Source organism: Cognatiyoonia sp., from assembly GCF_965661665.1.
Lineage (GTDB): Bacteria > Pseudomonadota > Alphaproteobacteria > Rhodobacterales > Rhodobacteraceae > Cognatiyoonia.
In genome coordinates, this window is record NZ_CBFIEO010000003.1 from 58252 (window position 1) to 76849 (window position 18598).

Annotated in this window: 24 protein-coding genes and 2 pseudogenes; 14 read left to right on the top strand and 12 right to left on the bottom strand. The window is 57.3% G+C overall.

Going from position 1 to position 18598, the window contains the following annotated elements; translation table 11 throughout:
* Positions 1 to 328 precede the first annotated feature (328 nt).
* On the top strand, positions 329 to 712 hold the full coding sequence (locus tag ACTF5F_RS02735; protein WP_438955351.1) for a hypothetical protein: 384 nt from the start codon (positions 329 to 331) through the stop codon (positions 710 to 712).
* Between the two features lie 35 nt (positions 713 to 747).
* Here the strand turns inward: ACTF5F_RS02735 and ACTF5F_RS02740 are convergent, their stop codons facing one another.
* Positions 748 to 1548: an ABC transporter permease gene (locus tag ACTF5F_RS02740; protein WP_438955352.1), complete on the bottom strand. Its 801-nt coding sequence runs from the start codon at positions 1546 to 1548 to the stop codon at positions 748 to 750.
* 127 nt (positions 1549 to 1675) lie between these two features.
* Here ACTF5F_RS02740 and ACTF5F_RS02745 point away from each other — a divergent pair, with 127 nt between their 5' ends.
* Positions 1676 to 2263 carry a GcrA family cell cycle regulator gene (locus tag ACTF5F_RS02745; RefSeq protein WP_438955353.1) on the top strand — a complete coding sequence of 196 codons (588 nt, stop codon included), beginning with the start codon at positions 1676 to 1678 and terminating at the stop codon, positions 2261 to 2263.
* 103 nt (positions 2264 to 2366) lie between these two features.
* Here the strand turns inward: ACTF5F_RS02745 and ACTF5F_RS02750 are convergent, their stop codons facing one another.
* The gene (locus ACTF5F_RS02750; protein ID WP_438955456.1) at positions 2367 to 2453 is read right to left on the bottom strand and encodes a VPLPA-CTERM sorting domain-containing protein; all 87 of its coding nucleotides are present in this window, start codon (positions 2451 to 2453) and stop codon (positions 2367 to 2369) included.
* A 152-nt stretch (positions 2454 to 2605) separates the two neighbouring features.
* Here ACTF5F_RS02750 and ACTF5F_RS02755 point away from each other — a divergent pair, with 152 nt between their 5' ends.
* Positions 2606 to 3004 carry a thiol-disulfide oxidoreductase DCC family protein gene (locus ACTF5F_RS02755; protein ID WP_438955354.1) on the top strand — a complete coding sequence of 133 codons (399 nt, stop codon included), beginning with the start codon at positions 2606 to 2608 and terminating at the stop codon, positions 3002 to 3004.
* Here ACTF5F_RS02755 and ACTF5F_RS02760 read toward each other — a convergent pair.
* A complete protein-coding gene (locus ACTF5F_RS02760) occupies positions 3001 to 3351 on the bottom strand; it encodes a YigZ family protein (RefSeq protein WP_438955355.1) in 351 nt (116 codons plus the stop codon). The two genes, ACTF5F_RS02755 and ACTF5F_RS02760, sit on opposite strands and share 4 nt — an antisense overlap.
* 9 nt (positions 3352 to 3360) lie before the next feature.
* Positions 3361 to 3732: a diacylglycerol kinase gene (locus ACTF5F_RS02765; protein ID WP_438955356.1), complete on the bottom strand. Its 372-nt coding sequence runs from the start codon at positions 3730 to 3732 to the stop codon at positions 3361 to 3363.
* Positions 3733 to 3903: 171 nt separating this feature from the next.
* Here ACTF5F_RS02765 and trhA point away from each other — a divergent pair.
* Positions 3904 to 4413: pseudogene (trhA, locus tag ACTF5F_RS02770) on the top strand (PAQR family membrane homeostasis protein TrhA).
* Between the two features lie 252 nt (positions 4414 to 4665).
* Positions 4666 to 4959 carry a CBU_0592 family membrane protein gene (locus ACTF5F_RS02775; RefSeq protein WP_438955357.1) on the top strand — a complete coding sequence of 98 codons (294 nt, stop codon included), beginning with the start codon at positions 4666 to 4668 and terminating at the stop codon, positions 4957 to 4959.
* On the opposite strand, the gene ACTF5F_RS02780 is transcribed toward ACTF5F_RS02775, so the two are convergent.
* The gene (locus ACTF5F_RS02780) at positions 4956 to 5672 is read right to left on the bottom strand and encodes a M48 family metallopeptidase (RefSeq protein WP_438955358.1); all 717 of its coding nucleotides are present in this window, start codon (positions 5670 to 5672) and stop codon (positions 4956 to 4958) included. The genes ACTF5F_RS02775 and ACTF5F_RS02780 overlap by 4 nt on opposite strands.
* Before the next feature lie 132 nt (positions 5673 to 5804).
* Here ACTF5F_RS02780 and ACTF5F_RS02785 point away from each other — a divergent pair, with 132 nt between their 5' ends.
* From ACTF5F_RS02785 to ACTF5F_RS02795, 3 genes are read left to right on the top strand one after another with little or no spacing between them, the layout of a single operon-like run.
* Positions 5805 to 6050, top strand: a complete 246-nt coding sequence (locus ACTF5F_RS02785) for a hypothetical protein (RefSeq protein ID WP_438955359.1) — start codon at positions 5805 to 5807, stop codon at positions 6048 to 6050.
* Positions 6047 to 7162, top strand: a complete 1116-nt coding sequence (locus tag ACTF5F_RS02790; protein WP_438955360.1) for a class II histone deacetylase — start codon at positions 6047 to 6049, stop codon at positions 7160 to 7162. Before ACTF5F_RS02785 ends, ACTF5F_RS02790 begins: the two co-directional genes overlap by 4 nt.
* On the top strand, positions 7159 to 8136 hold the full coding sequence (locus tag ACTF5F_RS02795) for an arginase family protein (protein WP_438955361.1): 978 nt from the start codon (positions 7159 to 7161) through the stop codon (positions 8134 to 8136). The genes ACTF5F_RS02790 and ACTF5F_RS02795 overlap by 4 nt, the downstream gene beginning before the upstream one ends.
* Here the strand turns inward: ACTF5F_RS02795 and arsH are convergent.
* Entirely contained in the window at positions 8133 to 8864 is a 732-nt protein-coding gene (arsH, locus tag ACTF5F_RS02800; RefSeq protein ID WP_438955362.1) for an arsenical resistance protein ArsH, read from the bottom strand. The genes ACTF5F_RS02795 and arsH overlap by 4 nt on opposite strands.
* Positions 8848 to 9303: pseudogene (locus ACTF5F_RS02805) on the bottom strand (hypothetical protein). The gene arsH and the pseudogene ACTF5F_RS02805 overlap by 17 nt, the downstream one beginning before the upstream one ends.
* 301 nt (positions 9304 to 9604) lie before the next feature.
* Here ACTF5F_RS02805 and ACTF5F_RS02810 point away from each other — a divergent pair.
* Entirely contained in the window at positions 9605 to 10183 is a 579-nt protein-coding gene (locus ACTF5F_RS02810; RefSeq protein ID WP_438955363.1) for a thymidine kinase, read from the top strand.
* Here ACTF5F_RS02810 and ACTF5F_RS02815 read toward each other — a convergent pair.
* From ACTF5F_RS02815 to ACTF5F_RS02830, 4 genes are all read right to left on the bottom strand, one after another.
* Positions 10180 to 11127, bottom strand: coding sequence for a 2-hydroxyacid dehydrogenase (locus ACTF5F_RS02815; protein WP_438955364.1), 948 nt, complete (start codon positions 11125 to 11127; stop codon positions 10180 to 10182). The genes ACTF5F_RS02810 and ACTF5F_RS02815 overlap by 4 nt on opposite strands.
* On the bottom strand, positions 11124 to 11465 hold the full coding sequence (locus tag ACTF5F_RS02820; RefSeq protein ID WP_438955365.1) for a tRNA-binding protein: 342 nt from the start codon (positions 11463 to 11465) through the stop codon (positions 11124 to 11126). Before ACTF5F_RS02820 ends, ACTF5F_RS02815 begins: the two co-directional genes overlap by 4 nt.
* On the bottom strand, positions 11455 to 12267 hold the full coding sequence (proC, locus tag ACTF5F_RS02825) for a pyrroline-5-carboxylate reductase (protein WP_438955366.1): 813 nt from the start codon (positions 12265 to 12267) through the stop codon (positions 11455 to 11457). The genes ACTF5F_RS02820 and proC overlap by 11 nt, the downstream gene beginning before the upstream one ends.
* A gap of 68 nt (positions 12268 to 12335) precedes the next feature.
* A complete protein-coding gene (locus ACTF5F_RS02830; protein ID WP_438955367.1) occupies positions 12336 to 12839 on the bottom strand; it encodes a YbjN domain-containing protein in 504 nt (167 codons plus the stop codon).
* 259 nt (positions 12840 to 13098) lie between these two features.
* Between ACTF5F_RS02830 and ACTF5F_RS02835 the strand changes: the two genes are divergently transcribed.
* Positions 13099 to 14133 carry a M42 family metallopeptidase gene (locus ACTF5F_RS02835; protein WP_438955368.1) on the top strand — a complete coding sequence of 345 codons (1035 nt, stop codon included), beginning with the start codon at positions 13099 to 13101 and terminating at the stop codon, positions 14131 to 14133.
* Positions 14134 to 14161: 28 nt separating this feature from the next.
* Entirely contained in the window at positions 14162 to 15316 is a 1155-nt protein-coding gene (locus tag ACTF5F_RS02840; RefSeq protein ID WP_438955369.1) for an MFS transporter, read from the top strand.
* Here the strand turns inward: ACTF5F_RS02840 and ACTF5F_RS02845 are convergent.
* Positions 15300 to 15548 carry an accessory factor UbiK family protein gene (locus ACTF5F_RS02845; protein ID WP_438955370.1) on the bottom strand — a complete coding sequence of 83 codons (249 nt, stop codon included), beginning with the start codon at positions 15546 to 15548 and terminating at the stop codon, positions 15300 to 15302. The genes ACTF5F_RS02840 and ACTF5F_RS02845 overlap by 17 nt on opposite strands.
* 107 nt (positions 15549 to 15655) lie before the next feature.
* Here ACTF5F_RS02845 and lgt point away from each other — a divergent pair, with 107 nt between their 5' ends.
* Genes lgt through pgeF form a run of 3 tightly spaced genes read left to right on the top strand, consistent with a single transcriptional unit; the run spans position 15656 to position 18350 of the window.
* Complete coding sequence (gene lgt, locus ACTF5F_RS02850) at positions 15656 to 16546, top strand: prolipoprotein diacylglyceryl transferase (protein WP_438955371.1); 891 nt, start codon at positions 15656 to 15658, stop codon at positions 16544 to 16546.
* A complete protein-coding gene (locus ACTF5F_RS02855) occupies positions 16543 to 17613 on the top strand; it encodes a class I SAM-dependent methyltransferase (RefSeq protein WP_438955372.1) in 1071 nt (356 codons plus the stop codon). Before lgt ends, ACTF5F_RS02855 begins: the two co-directional genes overlap by 4 nt.
* Positions 17595 to 18350 (top strand): peptidoglycan editing factor PgeF, encoded by a 756-nt coding sequence (gene pgeF / locus ACTF5F_RS02860; RefSeq protein WP_438955373.1) that lies wholly within the window; start codon positions 17595 to 17597, stop codon positions 18348 to 18350. The genes ACTF5F_RS02855 and pgeF overlap by 19 nt, the downstream gene beginning before the upstream one ends.
* Positions 18351 to 18598 lie beyond the last annotated feature (248 nt).

Below are 18598 nucleotides of genomic sequence, written 5' to 3' on the forward strand. Positions count from 1 at the left end.
GCCAAGAGCCTTCGCCAGACACGAATGTCAGCGGTGCGCGGTTGTAGGTCGGCAAGACGGACGGGATCATCGGGTCATCCTTAATTTTGAAGCCCGAGACCTGCCGGAGCAGTGGGCCCAAGTCAACATTTTGATGGACAGAAACAGTAAAAAGCCCGATCGGGCGGAGCTTTAACGTCGGCGTTTGAAGGTGCGCATCTGCTTCACGTAGGCATGCTTAGATCAAAGCAGACGACCTGTGAACCCCCGACCTGCAGCGACGGTTCTTACGCAAACTTTCCGAATTTGCGCCCTAATGCCGACGCAATAGAGAATTAGCTGAAAGATCGTGGAAAACGTTTACGAATACCGGATGGGCATTGGCCACCGCTTAACTTGGTTGGCGGCAATCGCAGTTGCAGCTTTGTTGGCCTTCGCCATGGACAATCAGGATCCGCTGATCCTAGGCACTGTTTGGGGCCTTTGCGCTGCGATAATCATCTGGTTTTTGTCGCGTAGTCTCGTTGCGGGCATTCGAGTTGATGACCGGTACTTCACGTTGACTGCTTGGCGTGATCCAAAGCCCGTGCCACTGGAGGACATTGACTATCTCTGTATGACGCATTGGACCGAAAACAGCGATGTCATGCTTGTCTATGCCGATGGCACGGAAGAGCATATTCCAGCAGGCGATTTGCCAGACATTCAGCTTTCGAGCGAAGTGATGGCCTAGCACGGGATCGAAGTAAAAGACCCGCTGCCCTCAGCCTAGGCTTTTAGCCGGTAGCCGGATTTTAGCCAGCACCAGCAAATTGTCAGCACAACCACACAGCAGACTGAGACAACAGCGAGCCCTGTCCAAGGGGAGCTGTCGCTGGTGCCAATCATGCCGTATCGCACCCCATCGATGATGTAGAAAAATGGGTTGGCGTGACTGATCGTTTGCAGCAAGGGCGGCAGGGCAGTGATCGAATAGAATGTGCCGGACAAGAAGGCAAGCGGCGTAATCAGGAAGTTCTGGATCGCCGATAATTGGTCAAACTTCTGTGCAAAAACCCCGCCGATGATGCCAAGACCGCTCATAAAGAACGTCCCAAGCAGGATGAAGATCGCCATCCAAAGCGGGTTCACGATGGTTACGCCCAGAAACAGCCATCCACCCAACGCAATCACAACCGCGCAAATGACGCCGCGCGTCACTGCACCCAGAAGGTATCCCACCAAGAGCTCTAACGCATTGAGCGGGGGCATCAGTGTGTCGACGATGTTTCCGCCCAATTTGGCAGATGTGATCGAGGACGAGGTATTGGCAAAAGCGTTCTGGATCACGGTCATCGTCAGAATGCCTGGCACCAGAAAGGTCATGAAGGGCACGCCCATCACATCGCCGCGTGTCGGGCCAATCGCGATTGTGAAAACCAAGACAAGCAAGCCCGCGTTGATCAACGGCGCCATGACGGTTTGCGCCCAGACATTCAGAAATCGTTTGATTTCCCGCTCCACTAGTGTGGCGACGCCAATCCAGTTCACGCGACCAAAGCGGCGGCTGCCCATTAATTGTTGTGACATTACGATACCTACTTAGAATGCTTGCAGAGTGGTTGTATCCGCTCTTGCAATGCTTAGAATAGGTGTTCGATGAATTAAGCAAGGCCCGATGTGATGACATCCCGCCTTTCGAAATGAAGGAATCCGAATGTCCTGGACAGATGACCGCGTTGAGACGCTAAAGCGGATGTGGGGCGAAGGCCAATCGGCAAGCCAAATCGCGAAAGAATTGGGTGGCGTCACACGGAATGCTGTGATCGGTAAAGTTCACCGCTTGGGTCTTTCCAACCGTGCTGGCTCTGGCGGCAATGCTGGCAAGGCGGCCGCGAAGGAAAAAGCGCCATCAAAACCCGCCACACCAAAAGCACCTCCAAAAGCCAAGGCCGAACCAGCGTCTAAGCCCAAGAAGGAGGAGCCTGAGCTGGACGAGAATGGTATCCCAATCTCTGCCGCACGCCGTGCGATCATTCCGGCAGGCCAACCCCTGCCCCCGCAGCCCTCTGCGAATGAGATCAGCCCAGAAGCGTTGGCCAAGGTGTCAGAGGTGGAGAAATCCGCCAAGCGCATTTCCCTCATGGAATTGACGGAGAAGACCTGCAAATGGCCAGTTGGTGACCCCGCGACAGATGACTTCTGGTTCTGTGGTCTGCCTGTGCAGCAAGGCAAACCCTACTGCGGAGCCCATGTCGGCGTCGCGTTCCAGCCGATGAGCACCCGCCGCGACCGTCGGCGGTAAGACCTCTTAGAACTACAAATTGACCCGCTTCGGCGGGCTTTTTTGTGCGCGCAACGCAAAAGGGCTCCCACTTGGGAGCCCTTCGTCTTGGATGTCTATATGATCAGGAACTGCGACGCCCCGCGATGCCCAATCCGCCTACGCCGGCCAGCAGCAAGAGCGCAGATGCTGGAAGCGGTACAGCAGACACCTCAAACTCGCCCAAAGCGCCCGGTGGCGAATTGGGGCAAAAACAGGTCCAAATCGCCCAATTTGTTCAAATCTTGCGACCCAAATAGGCAATCTGTGAAGGATGACATTTTGTCCACTGGCTTCGTTCGATGCAGCACCTACATGAAGCACATGACCAAAACATCACTACAAAACCCGCAGACCACCGTTCTTTACAACGCAGAGTGTCCCGTGTGTAATTTCGAGATTTCGCATTATGCAAAATACTCTGAAGCAAGGAACCTGCCGATCCGGTTTGATGATTTGAACGGCTCGAGTCTGGCGCAATGGGGACTGGATGAGGATGTGGCCGCGCGGCGGCTTTACGTGACGCATGAGGGCAAGCTCTATTCCGGCATCCCTGCGTTCCTTGTGCTCTGGCAAGAAATGCCCCGGTATCGCTGGTTGGCGAAACTCGTTGCGCTACCGGGGATCAAGCAACTGGCGAGCGCGGCTTATGACTATGTTCTGGCGCCTGCAATTTATCAGTGGCACCTGATCCGCAAGCGTCGCCGCGCGCGGGCGCTTTAGCGGCTGTCGAGGTAGACGCGCACCGCGTCTTGCACACGACGAAATCGGTCGCCACCCAGTTTCGTGCCTCCAAACCAGCGGGTCACGACCACAATTTCCCCTTTGATGCCCTCTCGCTCGAGCATCCGTAGGATCACCATGCCTGCGCCGGTTTCACCGTCGTCATTCTTGAGCGGTGTTCCATCGGGCAAGATCACGGCCCAAGTGTTGTGGGTCGCTTTCGCAAACTTCTTATTACCGCAGAGGTCTTTGAGCAACGCTTTCGCATCGTCAGCGGTACTGACGGGCCCACCAGACACCGCGTATTTCGACCCACGGTCTTTCAGGGCGTTTTCGATGATCTTCATTGCGTCAAATCAGACCAGAAATCCGATGATCACGCAGACCCAGCCGATGCCAACGCCAATACCAGATACCGCAACCGCCGCTGACCCGCAGTCTTTAGCTTGTTGCGCCAGCTCACGCTTTTCGGTCGAGATGTCATCGACCACACGCTCAACCGCTGTGTTCATACACTCCATCGCCAACACGATGATCCCACCCATCAGAAGAAAACCGCGCTCTCCCGCACTCAAGGGCAAGACAAACGCCAGAATTGCAAAAATGGCATTCAAGACAAGCCATTGAGACAGTGAACCCTCTGTGCGATAGACGTGGACAAAACCTATCCATGACCAGACCGCACGCTTCACGACCCGGCTTGCTTGTTCTTTGATAAATCCGGTCATGATCTTCCCTTCCCTTAACACCGCGTATGTTCATATCTGATCACGAGCGGGTCAAGCTGACCCAAAGTCAACCTTTGTGACTCTGCACCTCCACGCTAGCTTTGCGTCATGAGACACGGAAAAGGGCCGTATGCAAACATGGTGCGGTCGGAACGGATCGCGGATGGAGTGATGCATGGGCTGGGCGTATTAAGTGCTTTTGTCGGCGCTACTGCCAGCATCGCTTGGGCCGCTGGTCACGCGGATGCAGGGCAGATATGGGCCTTGAGCATTTACGGCGCGGCTCTGCTCGCCACTTTCAGCGCCTCGGCCTTCTACCATCTGCCACCGTGGAAAGGCATCTAGCCGAAACTGCGTCAGATCGATCATGCGGCTACCTATCTGAAGATCACAGGCACCTACACGCACCTGGTCGTGATAATCGGGTCGGCGTTCTCTTATGTCATTCTAGGCATCGTCTGTGCGCTAGCGATTTTAGGGACCACGCTGAAAATTTTCTTCTGGCGTCGGCCGGGCTGGTTCAGCACTGGGCTCTATCACGTCATGGGGTGGCTCAGCCTAGCCCTCGTTTGGGGCATGATCCCTGTCGTGCCCGGCGTAACGTTGGGCCTGATTGCGATTGGCGGCGCGCTCTATACCTCTGAAGTGATCTTCTATCAAACCGACAAACAGAAGTTCTAAACGGCGATCTGGCACGGATTCGTCGTAGCAGTGTCGGCCTGTTTTTTCGCAGCCATCTTCATTGGCGTCGCCGCTCAAGCCTGACATCAGGTCAGAAAATCCCGACCTTTCTTGACGCTGGGTAAGGTAAATCTGACCCTTGTTGATGTCCGAGGTCAGGTTTCCATGACCTGCCAATCCCAACCATCCCTTTAAGTTCAATCCCAACAGCGAGTACGGCATGAAACGCCTCGTTCATTGGGAGGAACGGCAATGACAAGCATGGTTGAAATGAACATCTACGAAGCGATCGGTGTCGCGGCTTTTGCGCTCTACGTGATGAATTACTTGTTGTTGACGATCGAAGAGGTCAGCTCGGAACAAGCGTCGTATTTTGTTCTGAACTGGTTGGCGGCGACCTTTGTGTCAATTGGTTTGATGCAATCGTTTAACTTGGCGTCTGCTCTGATCCAGATCTTCTGGATTGGCATCTCAAGTTGGGGGATCTACGTCCGGTTTTCGCGTCAGGGTCGCTCCGCCGATAGCCCGCTTGGACTAAGCGCCTAAAGCCCCGCTGCGACGCGCTGCACCGTCGCAAGGCGGTCAGCGTTCGCAGGGTGGGATCCCAAAAACCTGTTGCCAGGGTCAGGAATACGCGCAAAGAATTGCGCCCCTCGCACCGGATCAAAGCCAGCCCACTTGGCAATCACGGTGCCCAGCGCATCGGCCTCAAGCTCAAAGTTTTTCGAATAGGTCCGCGCGCCGATGGCCGCGCCCAGTTGCCCCGCCGCCTCTGCCGCGCGAGTGTCACCCCCAAAAAGCGTCGATGCGATCACCGCGCCCAAGGTCGCGTTTTGCCGCGTTTGGCTTAGATGGCCACGGATGTGATGCGCAGCCTCATGCGCCATGATGAAGGCAAGTTCATCCCTGTTTCGCGCCCCGGCAACGAGTGAAGTGGTAAACGCAATGATAGGGCGCCCCGCCTCATCCACGGTCTGAAACGCATTTGGGGGCGCATTCACCCGACGATCCACGACAATCTGAAAGTCGCAGTTCTGGCCCGGGCTGCGCTCTCCGCAAACTTGCTCTGCCACAGGTTCTACGGTCTCCACCACATTGATGAAGTTTCGCAACGCGGTTTCCGGCTCCAACACGCTGTCAAAGAGCAGGGCAGCCGGCACGGGAAGTTTGCCCAGACCCGTGTTGGGGGTTTGTTCCACCTGCACAGGGGCGCAGGCGGTGAGTGCTGCACTGAATAGAACCGCGAGAAGGACGCGCATGGGAAACTGCCTCGGATTGCTTTTCGGTGAGTGTAGCGACCTATGCCCCCGTTTCCAGTGACCCAACCCCCACAATTTCGTCAGTGGCGAGACTTCTCTTGCATGGGAGAGTGATCCCGATAGTCTGAGATCATGTTTACGATAGAACACGAATTCGACTCCACCGTCGTGACCTTGGTGGATGAAGCCGATGCACCCCTGAAAGAAGACGTCATCATCCACGCTTTTGAGGATTGCGTCACCATCACACAATACGATCTTCGCCTGAGAGAAGACAGCGTGATCACGCTGTCGATGTCCCAAATTCGCGATTTGGGCGCGGCGCTGGACCTGCCCGAAGGCGTCTACCGCTTGGTGCCGAATGAGGCAGCGTCATGAGCACAGGATTTTTCTATGATGAGCGGTGCTTTTGGCATGGCAGCGGCAATTATGCGGGACTTTTGCCCGTGGGCGGATTGGTGCAACCGTCAGAAACTGCCGGCCTGCCCGAAAGCCCGGAGACGAAGCGCCGTTTGGTGAACTTGCTGCGTGTCACAGGGCTGGCGCATGATTTGGCGATGCAAGGGGCTGAGGTGGCGACCCGCGCCGATCTGGACCGGGTGCATCCCGCGGCATATTTGGACGAATTTCAGCGTTTGTCAGACGACAAAGGCGGTGAACTGGGTCGCCGCACGCCGTTTGGCCCCGGTGGGTTTGAGATTGCGGCTCTGTCGGCAGGGTTGTCGAAGGCGGCTTTGGCGTCGGTTCTGAAGGGCGATCACAAGAACGCTTACGCGCTCGCGCGCCCGCCCGGGCATCATTGCTTGCCGGATTATCCGAACGGGTTTTGCCTGCTCAACAACATCGCCATCGCGATTGAAGCGGCGAAAGCGGCGGGGTTGGCGCAGCGCTTTGCGGTGCTCGATTGGGACGTGCATCACGGCAACGGGACAGAAGCGATTTTCTACGACCGCGACGACGTGCTGACCGTGTCGATCCATCAAGACCGGAATTATCCAATGGACACGGGTGCATTCGCGGACCGTGGTGAAGGCGCGGGGCTTGGGGGCAACCTCAACATCCCTCTGCCGCCCGGTGCGGGGCACAAGGGATATCTTGAAGCGATGGAGAAGCTCGCCCTGCCCGAGATCCGCGCGTTTCAGCCCGATGTACTCATCATCGCGTGTGGTTTTGATGCGGGGGCGAATGATCCTTTGGGGCGGATGCTCGCCACGCAAGAGACCTTCGCCGCGATGAGCGATCAGGTGATGGCTCTGGCGGATGAAGTGTGCGGCGGACGGCTGATGATGTCGCATGAGGGCGGATATTCTGAAAACTACGTGCCGTTCTGTGGGCACGCAGTTTTGCAGCGCATGTCAGGCAGCGCGATCCATGTGGCAGATCCATTCGACGGTGTGTTCGAGTTGCGCCAACCCGATACGGCCTTTGATGCCTACCTAACCACCGTGCTCGACGGATATGCCGCGGCTTTGGAAAGTGAAGACAGATGACCGACAGACATGAAGCCTCCATGATGGAGAACCTCTATTGGTGGGGCATCCCAACGATGTTCCGCTGCCCCAATGAGGGGCCGGAAGGCGCGGATATTGCTTTGGTGGGCGTGCCGCATTCAGCGGGCAACGGCACGACGGAGCGGGATCAGCATTTGGGGCCACGCGCGTTGCGCAACGTCTCAAGCGTATCGCGGCGGATGCACAGCGGGTTTGAGATTGATCCTTGGACTGCGGCGAAGATTATCGACGTGGGCGACGTCCCCTTCCCCCGTGCCAACGACAATGAAGCCTGCATCGCGGACATCACGCGCTTCTACACAGACATCGACGCGGCAGGCGCGCGGCCTGTGTCCATTGGTGGGGATCATTCGATCACCGGCGGGATCGTTCAAGCGCTGGGACGCGGCAAGATTGCAGGTGGGGAGCCTGTGTGTTTCCTCCACCTCGACGCGCATACGGACGTCTTCACCAAGGTGGATCATTTCCTTGGCGCCAAGAAATCGGCGGCGCATTGGGGCGCCTATCTGGCTGATCAAGGCCAAGTCGATCCGACCCATTCGATGCAGATCGGGCTGCGCGGCCACGCCCGCACGCTGGATTGGCTGCAACCGTCCTATGATTATGGCTACAACGTCGTTACGATGAAGGATTTCCGCGCTCGGGGTTTGGCCAACGTCGTCGCCCAAGCGCGGGAGGTGTTGAATGGAAAACCCGTCTACATCACCTTTGATCTCGATTGCCTCGACCCCACCATCGCGCCCGGTGTGTCGAACATCGAACCGGGGGAGAAGGGACTTGACATTGATGAGGCGGTGGGGCTGCTCCACGCCGTGCGCGGGCTCAACATCGTCGGGGGCGACGTGGTTTGTATGATGCCCACGAAAGACAGCCCCAACCAGATCACAGCGTTGACCGCGACGGCGATCATGTTTGAGATGATTTCGATGATGGCCGAGAACGTAAAGGGCTAAGACTTGCCCAAACGTTTGTGGACCTGTTCGGCCGTTTCCACCCGTTCAGAATAGCGATCCACAAGCTCTTCCTTGCGGGCGCGGGTCATCCAAGTGAAGCGGGCCATTTCCTCCATCACATCGACAATACGGTTGTATAGGGGGCCTGGCTTCATCCGGCCTTTCTCGAACTCAAGCCACGCTTTCGGGACGGATGACTGGTTCGGGATCGTCAGAAGACGCATCCACCGGCCCAAAATACGCAGCTCATTGACCGTGTTGAAGGATTGCGAGCCGCCGTTGACCTGCATCACAGCAAGAGTTTTGCCCTGCGTCGGGCGGATGCCGCCGATGGGTGCGAGCGGGATCCAGTCGATTTGCGCTTTCATCACGGCGGTCATGGTGCCATGGCGCTCAGGACTGGACCAAACCATGCCTTCGCACCACATGACTAGGTCGCGTAGTTCGGCAACCTTCGGATGCTTTTCGTCTGCGTCGCCCGGCAATGGCAGGCCGCTGGGATCAAAGAACTTTGTCTCACACCCAAGCGCACGCAGTACCCGCGCGCCTTCCTCCGCCGCAGCGCGGGAATAGCTTTCTTCTCGCAGCGAACCATAGAGGAGCAAAATGCGCGGCGGGTGAGCCGGATCATTGGCAGGTGCCAAAGCGAGTCCGTTGAGCGGCACAAGCTGTCCCTCTACGATGTTTGGCATGTCAGAGGTGTCTAGCGGATCAGTCGGTTGTTTCATGCTCAAGGTGCGGCTTCATTTCAATCAGCACCTGTTGTAACGCAGTTGTTTCGCGCAGCAACCGCTTCGCTTCATTGACTGAAATCACGCCGTCCTCAATGGACTGGTTGTATTTACCCATCAAAACCGCAAAACGCTGGCTCAAGGCCACAACGTCTGAGTTAATGCCAACCGTCTGGTTTGGCGTGTCCTTATCATAAGACAGCGTAATTCCATTGAGTTCTGCCAGAGCGGACGTCAAATGCGGTTAGCTTGACGCGGTTTCCAGCGCCGCGATCGCGTCCACCGGCATGAAACGGTCGCTACGTTACGGATTGTCCGAATAGTATCGTCCCAGTGTCGCTTTGGATTTACCCGTGAGTTCACAGGCCGCCTCGATCCCGACATCCTTCACAAAGGCTACAGGATGTTTTTTGAGGTATTTCCCCTGACTCGTCATACGTGTCCCTCCGCGTGCCTGCTGATTTGCCCTAGAGATACTCGATAGAGACGTCTTGTGGGATTTAGTGGTAGACTTTCCATTAAATGAGACCGGACGTTTCGTCACATGCACATTTTCGATTTCGTGAAGAAATTGTTCTTATACTCGAAGCCAAATGACGGGCTTCGAGGCCTCCACCCGGTTAAAGATCCCGTGTCAGGCGCATGTTTCACGTCATTAAGTTCGTCAAATCGCTGCATCGTCAAAGTTTCAGCACCAACCGTTTGCAGTTCCACGCGACGCCGCCTATCACCGCTATATGGCCAAGCTTTACTTCAATTATTCCACGATGAACGCCGGCAAATCGACGGTGCTCCTGCAAGCGGCGCATAACTATGCCGAACGCGGGATGAGCACGTATCTGTTGACTGCGAAGTTTGACAATCGTGCAGGCCATGCGCGGATTGCAAGCCGGATCGGCATTGGTCAAGACGCCGATACGTTTGAAGCGGGCGAAGATCTCTTCACCAAGTTGGAAGCAAGGCTGGCGAAAGGGCCATGCGCCTGTGTCTTCATCGATGAAGCACAGTTCTTGGAACCTGATCAAGTCTGGCAGCTGGCCCGCGCGGTCGATGACCTTGGCGTGCCAGTGATGTGCTACGGGCTGCGCGTGGACTTTCTCGGCAACCTCTTCCCCGGTTCTGCGACCTTACTCGCCCTCTCAGATGAAATGCGCGAGGTGCGCACGATTTGTCACTGCGGCAAGAAGGCGACAATGGTCATTCGGAAAGATGCCGACGGAAACGTCGTCACGAGCGGCGACCAAATCCAAGTTGGCGGGAATGAGACCTATGTCTCCCTCTGTCGGCGTCACTGGCGCAAGGCCGTGGGCGATTAAACCGCCTGTGGCGGGGTCTCCCCTTTGCTCCACGCGATAATATTGTCGAGCGCCATCTGCCCCATCTGTTCGCGCACTTCCATGGCGGAAGTACCAAGGTGCGGCAGCAGAACCGCGTTTTCCAAGGCACGCATACGCTCTGGCACGAACGGCTCTTTCTCGAACACATCAAGGCCCGCGCCCGCGATTTGACGGGTCTCAAGCGCATCGATCAACGCCGCTTCGTCCACCACATCGCCACGGGCAACGTTGACGAAAATACCGGTTGGTTTCATCGCGGCCAAAGCATCTTTGTCGATCAACTGTGTGTTGGCACCACCGCCCGGCACGGTGACAACGATGATGTCCGCCTCTGCCATCACATCTGCCAGCGTTTCGCGCTGAACGGCAGGGAAATCCATGGGTTTGACAGAACGATTGAAGTAGATAACAGGCATCTCAAAGCCGAAATGCGCGCGCCGCGCGACCGCTTGACCGATGCGGCCCATGCCAATGATGCCGATGGTTTTGCCCGTTACATGCGTGCCCAGCATAAAGGACGGCGTCCAACCGTCCCAGCCGCCCGTACGTACCAAACGCTCCCCTTCACCCGCACGGCGACAAGCCGCTAGGATCAGCGTCATCGCAATGTCAGCAGTGGCATCGGTGACCACATCAGGCGTGTTGGACACTGTGACCCCTGCTTTCTGAGCAGCATCCACATCAATATGGTTATAGCCGACGCCAAAATTGCCAATCATCTTGCAGCGGACGTCTCCCTCAAACGCCGCAGCGGAAAACTGATCCCCCAGGGTCGCGAGGATCGCATCATAATCGCGCAACACGGCGGCGCATTCGTCGGGCGACATGCCCTCCTCGCTCTCGCGGATCGTAGTGTCAAACGCGGCGGACGCCTGATCGGGGATGGAGCCCGGAAAGCGGCGAGTCAGTAGTATTTTTGTCAATGTAGGCGTCCTCCCTTGGGTACATTTTGATCAGGACGGCAAAGAATAACCTCCCCCTCTACATCCTGAAACCCAAGAACTAACACTTCTGACATAAATTTCCCAATTTGACGGGGTGGAAAGTTTACCACCGCCATCAACTGCTGCCCGATGAGCCCCTCCGGCGTATAATGCGCGGTGATCTGGGCGGAGCTTTTCTTTTCCCCGATCTCACCGCCAAAATCGATCCAGAGCTTGATCGCGGGCTTGCGGGCTTCGGGATAGGGTTCGGCTTTGACTACCTCCCCCACGCGAATTTCGACCTTTAGAAAATCGTCAAACGTGATCTCATCCGCCATTGGCCAATTCCTTTGATCTGTTGGTCGCCGCTGCAACGGCTTCGGGCAGGAGCATTGGGAAACCGCGCGCCTCATCCATCAAAACCTCGAGCGCGGCCTGCGTTGTGCCGTTGGGTGATGTGACGTTGACGCGCAATTGAGCTGGGTCTTCTTCGGCCTGCTCCGCCAAAGCTCCCGCGCCCGCGACTGTGGCTTTGGCGAATTGCATGGCAAGCCCTTCAGGCAAGCCTTGCGCAACACCGCCCGCAGCCAATGTCTCGATCAAATGGAAGACATAGGCGGGGCCGGAGCCGGAGACGCCAGTGACCGCGTCCATCTGGCCCTCATCATCCAGCCGCACAGTCTGTCCGACCGCTTGCAAAAGCTCTTCCGCCACTTGCATCAAATCCTCGCCCACCGCCGCATTGCCGATCAGCGCCGTAATCCCGCGACCGACCGCAGCGGGTGTGTTGGGCATGGCACGGATGATGGGCGTGCTGGCTCCAAAGGCAGTTTCAAACGCCGACAAAGGGGTGCCAGCGGCGACAGAAATAATGAGTGTGTCCCCCGCGCCCAAACCTTGAAGGGAAGGCAACGCCTCCCCCATCATTTGCGGTTTCACGGCGACGAGCACGACTTTAGGCGCATCAGGCAACGCAGCATTGATGTGAACGCCCGTGGTTTTCAACCAATCGGAAGGGTTCGGATCAAGGACATAAACGGACGTAGGCGGCACACCGCGATCCAACCAGCCTGCCAGCATCGCCGAGCCCATTTTGCCACACCCAAGCAGTACCAATCCTTTGCGGGATACTTCGTCCATCGCGCCCTCCTGCACCGTCGCGGGGACGCTATGCGATCATTTTGAGACCTGCAACCAATCGCGCGCGATCAGGCGCGGCCGTATGCCTCTGCAATAGCAACATCCAGCGCCTCTGCTGGGGAGCGATCGGACCAATTTACCAATTGCAGCGCGGGGTAGTACCGCTCACAACTCATCACCGCTACATTGATCATCGTGTCGATCTGATCGGGACCAGCGGTTTGGTCGCCTGCCAGCACAAGCCCATAGCGGTAGACCATCAGGTTCTGCTCCGGCCACCAAGTGAAGGCTCCTGCCCAGCACTGGTCGTTGATGCCGTTCAGTAATTCATAGAGCGCAGGCATCTTTTCTGCAGGTGGCTCCATCTCGAACGTGCAGATCAATCGGAGCGTTTCATCGTAGCCAGACCATGCAAGCGTGACAGAGTAGGTCTTCCACTGCCCCTCAACCGCCATCGTGATCTGATCGTCGTGGATGCGGTCGAACTCCCACGCATGGTGTTCGGCAACATGTTCCACCAGATCAATCGGGTGAAGGTCTTCCACGTCCAGAAACTGCTCGGATAATGCCATTGGGTCACCTCGCCTGTCTTGCGGTGAGGACATGGCAGTGCCCCATCGCTATGTGACTGCTCAAGGGGCAGTGTTTTTTATTCCTGCTCCCTACGACATATGGTGGGCGCAGAGGGGGTGATCTGTAAAGCTATTTCTTGGGGATAAGTGAGTTTTCCGAAATTAATATGGGGATAAGCCTGAGATTTGATCACATTTGTCTGGTTGCGCTTGGAGCGGGGCAGTCTAATGATAAGCTGATCATTTTCAGGAGCCTTCCATGAACATCGACCTGCTCAAAACCCTTTGTGAAACCCCCGGCGTGCCCGGACATGAAGAGCGCGTGCGTGAGGTTGTGATGGGGGAGATTGGTGGCCTTTTCGACGAAGTGCGCACCGATGCCATGGGATCACTGCACGCCGTGCGGCACGCCAAGACAATGGGCGCCCCGAAGATCATGATGCTCTGCCACTTGGATGAGATCGGCTTCCTGGTCAGTCACATCGACAAGAAGGGCTTTATCTATGTGCAGCCTGTCGGCGGCTTTGACCCACGCAACCTTTTTTCCCGTCGAGTGCTGGTCTGCACTGACAAGGGTGATTTCAGAGGGGTGATGAACCCCGGCGGCAAGCCGGTGCACATCTCCACCCCAGAAGAACGGAAGAAAATCCCAACAGTTGGGGAGTTTGTGATCGATCTCGGCATGGGGGACGGCACGAAGGACCACGTGAGCATCGGCGATTACGTTGTGATGGACGAGCCTTTCCTCGACCTTGGCAACAAGGTCGTGTCGAAGGCGCTGGACAACCGCATCGCCTGCTGGCTGGGGGTCGAAGTGATCCGCAAACTGGGTAAGAAGGGCAAAGGCGCGGAAATCCACGTCGTCTTCACCACGCAGGAGGAGGTTGGCCTGCGCGGGGCGCGGACGTCGGCCTTTGCGGTGAAGCCTGACATCGGGATCGGGATTGATGTGACGCTGGCCTGCGACACCCCCGGCGTGCCGGAGAAGGACACAACCACCGTGCAAGGCGATGGCGTCGGCATCCATGTGCGCGACAGCAGCTTCATCGCAGACAAGGGACTTGTCCGCGACTTCATAAGGGTCGCCGAAAAGAACGACATCCAGTATCAGCGGACTATTCTGGGTGCAGGTGGTCAGGACGGTGCCGCTGCCCAACAAGCCGCCGCTGGCGCCCGGGCGATCGGGATCGTTGTGGGCACTCGCTACATTCATACCGTCACGGAAATGATTGAAAAGTCTGACCTTGAAGCCGCCCGCGACCTGCTTGTCGCCTATCTCGCTGGCTTCAAGTAGCGGCGTCTGACGCGGAAAGAGTATACCCATGACAGCCGCGCGCCGCGTTCAGATTTACTTCTTCCTGCAATTCATGAGCATTGGCATGGTCAATGCCTATGCGGGCATCTGGTTTGACGCGCGGGGGCTCTCCTCCGTCCAGATCGGTGCGATCAGCGCGGTGCCCAACATCATCGTTCTGTTGATCGTCGTCTGGGTCGGACGCATCGCAGACCGCGCCAGCGATTGGCGGCAGGTGATCATCTTCTGCGCGGTTGTTTCGGCCCTTGCTCCTTTCGGACTGATCTTTGTGAACAGCTTTCTGAGCATCCTCCTATTTTGGAGCACAGGGAGTGTCGCCCAGCGCACCGGCCTCCCCATCTCTGACGCCGCTGCGATACGCATGGCGCGACGGGAAGGGTTAAACTTTGGGATGTTTCGCGGGTTGTCGACGCTCGGCTACCTCCTCGTCATCATCTTCGCGGGCTACGTATTGCGCGATGAGGGCGTGGAGCTGTTCCTGCCGCTCTTCATCGGATTAGGATTGCTCCGCGGACTGTCGTCCCTCTTCCTCCCCAAGTTCCGCGCTCAAACACCGGAAACTGCCCCGCAAGGATTACCGAACCTCGGATCAGTGATGAAAGCGTGGTTCCTGCTGCCGCTCCTTGGCTACGCTTTACTCGATACGCCGCACATCATTTTGAACTCATTCCAAGGATTGCTCTGGGCGCGACAAGGCATCTCGACAGAGGTGATCGGCCTGCTCATCGCGCTTGGCGCGGGGGCGGAGACGCTCATGTTCTTTGGCTTTGCAGCCGTCGCAAAACGGTTCCGCCCGCTGACGCTGATCCTGATCGGGGTGGCCGCCTCTGTCATTCGTTGGCTCGCAATGGCAACGTCGCCGGCGGTGCCGACGTTGGTGCTGCTCCAAACCCTACACGCCGTAACTTACGCTTCTTCTTTCCTCGCCATCACGAATTACATCGCGGATACAGTGCTCGAGGGTAACGCCGCACAGGCGCAAAGCCTACTGGTGAATATGGAGCTGTTGGTGTCATCCCTCGGCCTTATCGCCTTTGGCTGGCTGGTCGGGATGTACGGGGCGCAGGCGTATGTCGCCTCTGCCGGTTTGGCCGTGCTGGCGGGCCTGTGCGTTTTGGGCGCGCGCGCGCTGCGCCCTAAACGCCCTACTTTTTCTTCATAGCTTCCAAGGCTTCGATCCGCGCCATCAGCGCCTCATTCTCTTCGCGCGCCTTTTGCGCCATCGCGCGCACCGCGTCGAACTCCTCGCGGGTGACGAAGTCATGGTCGGCAAGCCAGCGGTCCATCATGGATTTCATCGCTGTGTTGGCCTCATCCTTCGCGCCTTGGGCCACGCCCATCGCGTTCGTCATCAATTGGCTGAGATCGTCAAAAATTTTTCCGCGCTGTTGCATGTGCCCTGCTCCAGATTTCTAAAGTCCTCACTTATATGGGGCGGGAACCGCGCAGGTGCAACGGCTGGTGTTGACTTCATCAGACAACGCCATGAGGAATAAGGACAATGTTAGCAGCCCTTTCCTTCCCCAACATCAGCCCCGAGATCTTCGCGATAGAGGTCTTTGGCTTCAATTTGGCACTGCGCTGGTACGCTTTGACCTACATTGCGGGCATCGCGCTGGGCTGGATGGTGATTGCCGCGATGATCCGCCGGCCGCACCTGTGGCCAAACGACACCCCCCCGCTGAAGCATCGCCATTTGGAAGATTTGCTCACTTATATCGTGGTCGGCGTCATTGTCGGCGGGCGGTTGGGGTTCGTGACGTTCTACAAACCAGCATACTACCTTCAGAACCCACTCGAGATACCGATGATCTGGACCGGCGGCATGTCGTTCCACGGTGGGTTCATTGGCGTGGTGCTGGCGGTAATCCTGTTCAGCCGGAAACACAAAATCCCACTGCCGCATTTGTCAGACGTCATTGCCTTGGCCGCCACGCCTGCGATCTTCCTTGTCCGCTGCGCCAACTTCATCAATGGGGAGCTTTGGGGCCGACCAACCGATGCTCCTTGGGGTGTCATTTTTCCATCCGAGGCCGCGCAGGATTGCCCGACGGTGGCAGAGATCCTTTGCGCGCGGCATCCATCGCAGCTGTATGAGGCGACATTGGAAGGGCTAATTCTGGGTCTTCTGCTGCACTATCTTTGCATCCGGCGCGGGGCGTTCAAACTGCCTTGGCTAACGACGGGTATGTTTCTTGCAGGCTATGGGGCATCCCGCTTCCTCGTTGAGTTTTTCCGCCAGCCTGATGCGCAATTCCGCGGGCCAGAAAACCCGCTGGGCTGGGCGCTTGATTTTGGCAATTGGGGTGTGACGATGGGCCAATTGCTGTCGACGCCGATGATCGCGTTGGGTCTCATTGTCATCATGTTGGCCAAACGCAACGCGCTATGACCACGCTCAAGCAGCATCTTTTGCAACGAATCGCGCGGACCGGACCGATGCCGGTTGCGGACTATATGATGGAGTGTCTTTGGCACCCTGAGCTTGGCTACTACGCCACCCGCGACCCGCTTGGCGCGGAGGGCGATTTCACCACCGCGCCCGAAATCAGCCAGATGTTTGGGGAGTTGATCGGCCTTTGTCTGGCGCAAAGCTGGTTCGATCAGGGGCAACCAGCACCGTTTGCCTTGGTCGAACTTGGCCCTGGTCGCGGGACGTTGATGGCCGACATCCTGCGCGCCGCCAGCAAGGTGCCAGGATTTGCGGACGTGGCGGAGGTGCATTTGGTTGAGGCGTCTGAGCCGTTGCGGGCCGAGCAGCGCACGCGCGTCCCAGATGCGCAGTTCCATGACCATATAGACACGCTGCCCGACCTGCCGTTGTTCCTGATTGCCAATGAATTCCTCGACGCCCTGCCGATCCGACAGTTTGTGCGTGATCCCAAAGGTTGGTCCGAACGGATGATTGGCGCGGAGGGTGAAGCGCTGGCCTTCGGTCAAGCCACTCCTGCCCCGCTTGAGATGTTGGACCGGTATCTGGAAAGCGCAGAACACGGCGAGATGATCGAGCACTGTGGCCCCCTGCCCGCCTTCGTTGGCGCCATAGGTCAGCAGATCGCGAGACATGGCGGCGTCGCGCTTTTCATCGACTACGGCGGCGATGGAACGCGCGGGAATACATTGCAGGCCGTCCGAGCACACCAAAAAGTCGATCCTTTAGAAGAGCCTGGTCAGGCCGACCTCACCGCGCATGTCGATTTCGCGGCCATTACATATGCAGCGGGGACAGCGGTGACGGAGACCACGCCGCAAGGTGTCTTCCTCGAACGGTTGGGCATCACGCCACGGACGCAGGCACTGGCCCGGACCCTCGACGGCCCGTCGTTGAAGAGCCATATCGCGGCACATCGGCGCTTGACCCACCCAGAGGAGATGGGCACCCTTTTCAAAGTGATCGGGCTCTACCCCGATACCGCACCACCACCACCTGGACTGACGCCATGCCACTCGAAATCCTGACCGACGACAGCCTTGCGCCGCTGCGCCACGGGTTTTTCACCCGGCAAGGTGGGGCGTCATCGGGCATCTATAAGGGGCTGAACTGTGGATCGGGTAGCGATGACCAGTCAGAGATTGTGGCCATCAACCGCGCCCGCGTCGCCAACGCGATGGAAGTTCCGGCCGGCGCGCTTTGCGGTGTGTATCAGGTGCATTCAGCGGATGTCGTGACCGTTACAGAGCCAACGACAAACAAACCTAAGGCCGACGCTTTGGTGACAGCGACCAAAGGTGTTGCCCTGTCGATCCTCACTGCGGACTGCCAGCCCGTGCTGTTTGCCGACTCAGACGCGCAAGTCATCGGCGCCGCCCATGCCGGATGGAAGGGTGCGAAAGCTGGCATTTTGGCGAACACCGTCTCAGCGATGGAGGCGTTAGGGGCAAAGCGCAACAACATCATTGCCGTCATCGGGCCGTCGATCAGCCAGCAGAACTACGAAGTTGGACCGGAATTTCGAGATAAGATTACAATAGATGATGCGGCCGCGGATCGTCACTTTCTCAAAGGACAAGACGACCGTTTATTATTTGACCTACCGGCATACGGGATTGCGCAGCTGAAAGCCGCAGGCGTCAGACAGGCACGCTGGGTCGGGCGCTGCACTTATGCGGATACCGAAAGCTTTTACAGCTACCGCCGATCAGTGCATTGGAACGAACCCGATTACGGGCGCATGATTTCAGCGATTTCTTTGTGATCTGGGCAGCAATGCGGCGACGCTCTGCCTTTTGATTGCCTAATTCTGCGAAACAATCCTGTTTGAGCGGCGTGATTGTCACGACAATGGGCGACAATCTCCTTGTTTTATAGGGCTTGGGCCGGCGGGCGAAAAAATCGTCTCTCAGCCCGCAAAAAAATTCAGAAAAAAGTTTTGCCGCCCTGCTACTGCCAAAACCAGTTTCCAAACTTACCCCAACGTCAAAGAAACAGACGAAAAAAATTTGG

Bases quoted from the DNA above. Each gene is read 5' to 3' on its own strand.
- ACTF5F_RS02740 (WP_438955352.1), bottom strand. From the start codon at position 1,548: ATGTCACAACAATTAATGGGCAGCCGCCGCTTTGGTCGCGTGAACTGG.
- ACTF5F_RS02745 (WP_438955353.1), top strand. From the start codon at position 1,676: ATGTCCTGGACAGATGACCGCGTTGAGACGCTAAAGCGGATGTGGGGC.
- ACTF5F_RS02755 (WP_438955354.1), top strand. From the start codon at position 2,606: ATGACCAAAACATCACTACAAAACCCGCAGACCACCGTTCTTTACAAC.
- ACTF5F_RS02760 (WP_438955355.1), bottom strand. From the start codon at position 3,351: ATGAAGATCATCGAAAACGCCCTGAAAGACCGTGGGTCGAAATACGCG.
- ACTF5F_RS02765 (WP_438955356.1), bottom strand. From the start codon at position 3,732: ATGACCGGATTTATCAAAGAACAAGCAAGCCGGGTCGTGAAGCGTGCG.
- ACTF5F_RS02775 (WP_438955357.1), top strand. From the start codon at position 4,666: ATGACAAGCATGGTTGAAATGAACATCTACGAAGCGATCGGTGTCGCG.
- ACTF5F_RS02780 (WP_438955358.1), bottom strand. From the start codon at position 5,672: ATGCGCGTCCTTCTCGCGGTTCTATTCAGTGCAGCACTCACCGCCTGC.
- ACTF5F_RS02785 (WP_438955359.1), top strand. From the start codon at position 5,805: ATGTTTACGATAGAACACGAATTCGACTCCACCGTCGTGACCTTGGTG.
- ACTF5F_RS02790 (WP_438955360.1), top strand. From the start codon at position 6,047: ATGAGCACAGGATTTTTCTATGATGAGCGGTGCTTTTGGCATGGCAGC.
- ACTF5F_RS02795 (WP_438955361.1), top strand. From the start codon at position 7,159: ATGACCGACAGACATGAAGCCTCCATGATGGAGAACCTCTATTGGTGG.
- arsH (WP_438955362.1), bottom strand. From the start codon at position 8,864: ATGAAACAACCGACTGATCCGCTAGACACCTCTGACATGCCAAACATC.
- ACTF5F_RS02810 (WP_438955363.1), top strand. From the start codon at position 9,605: ATGGCCAAGCTTTACTTCAATTATTCCACGATGAACGCCGGCAAATCG.
- ACTF5F_RS02820 (WP_438955365.1), bottom strand. From the start codon at position 11,465: ATGGCGGATGAGATCACGTTTGACGATTTTCTAAAGGTCGAAATTCGC.
- proC (WP_438955366.1), bottom strand. From the start codon at position 12,267: ATGGACGAAGTATCCCGCAAAGGATTGGTACTGCTTGGGTGTGGCAAA.
- ACTF5F_RS02830 (WP_438955367.1), bottom strand. From the start codon at position 12,839: ATGGCATTATCCGAGCAGTTTCTGGACGTGGAAGACCTTCACCCGATT.
- ACTF5F_RS02835 (WP_438955368.1), top strand. From the start codon at position 13,099: ATGAACATCGACCTGCTCAAAACCCTTTGTGAAACCCCCGGCGTGCCC.
- ACTF5F_RS02840 (WP_438955369.1), top strand. From the start codon at position 14,162: ATGACAGCCGCGCGCCGCGTTCAGATTTACTTCTTCCTGCAATTCATG.
- ACTF5F_RS02845 (WP_438955370.1), bottom strand. From the start codon at position 15,548: ATGCAACAGCGCGGAAAAATTTTTGACGATCTCAGCCAATTGATGACG.
- lgt (WP_438955371.1), top strand. From the start codon at position 15,656: ATGTTAGCAGCCCTTTCCTTCCCCAACATCAGCCCCGAGATCTTCGCG.
- ACTF5F_RS02855 (WP_438955372.1), top strand. From the start codon at position 16,543: ATGACCACGCTCAAGCAGCATCTTTTGCAACGAATCGCGCGGACCGGA.
- pgeF (WP_438955373.1), top strand. From the start codon at position 17,595: ATGCCACTCGAAATCCTGACCGACGACAGCCTTGCGCCGCTGCGCCAC.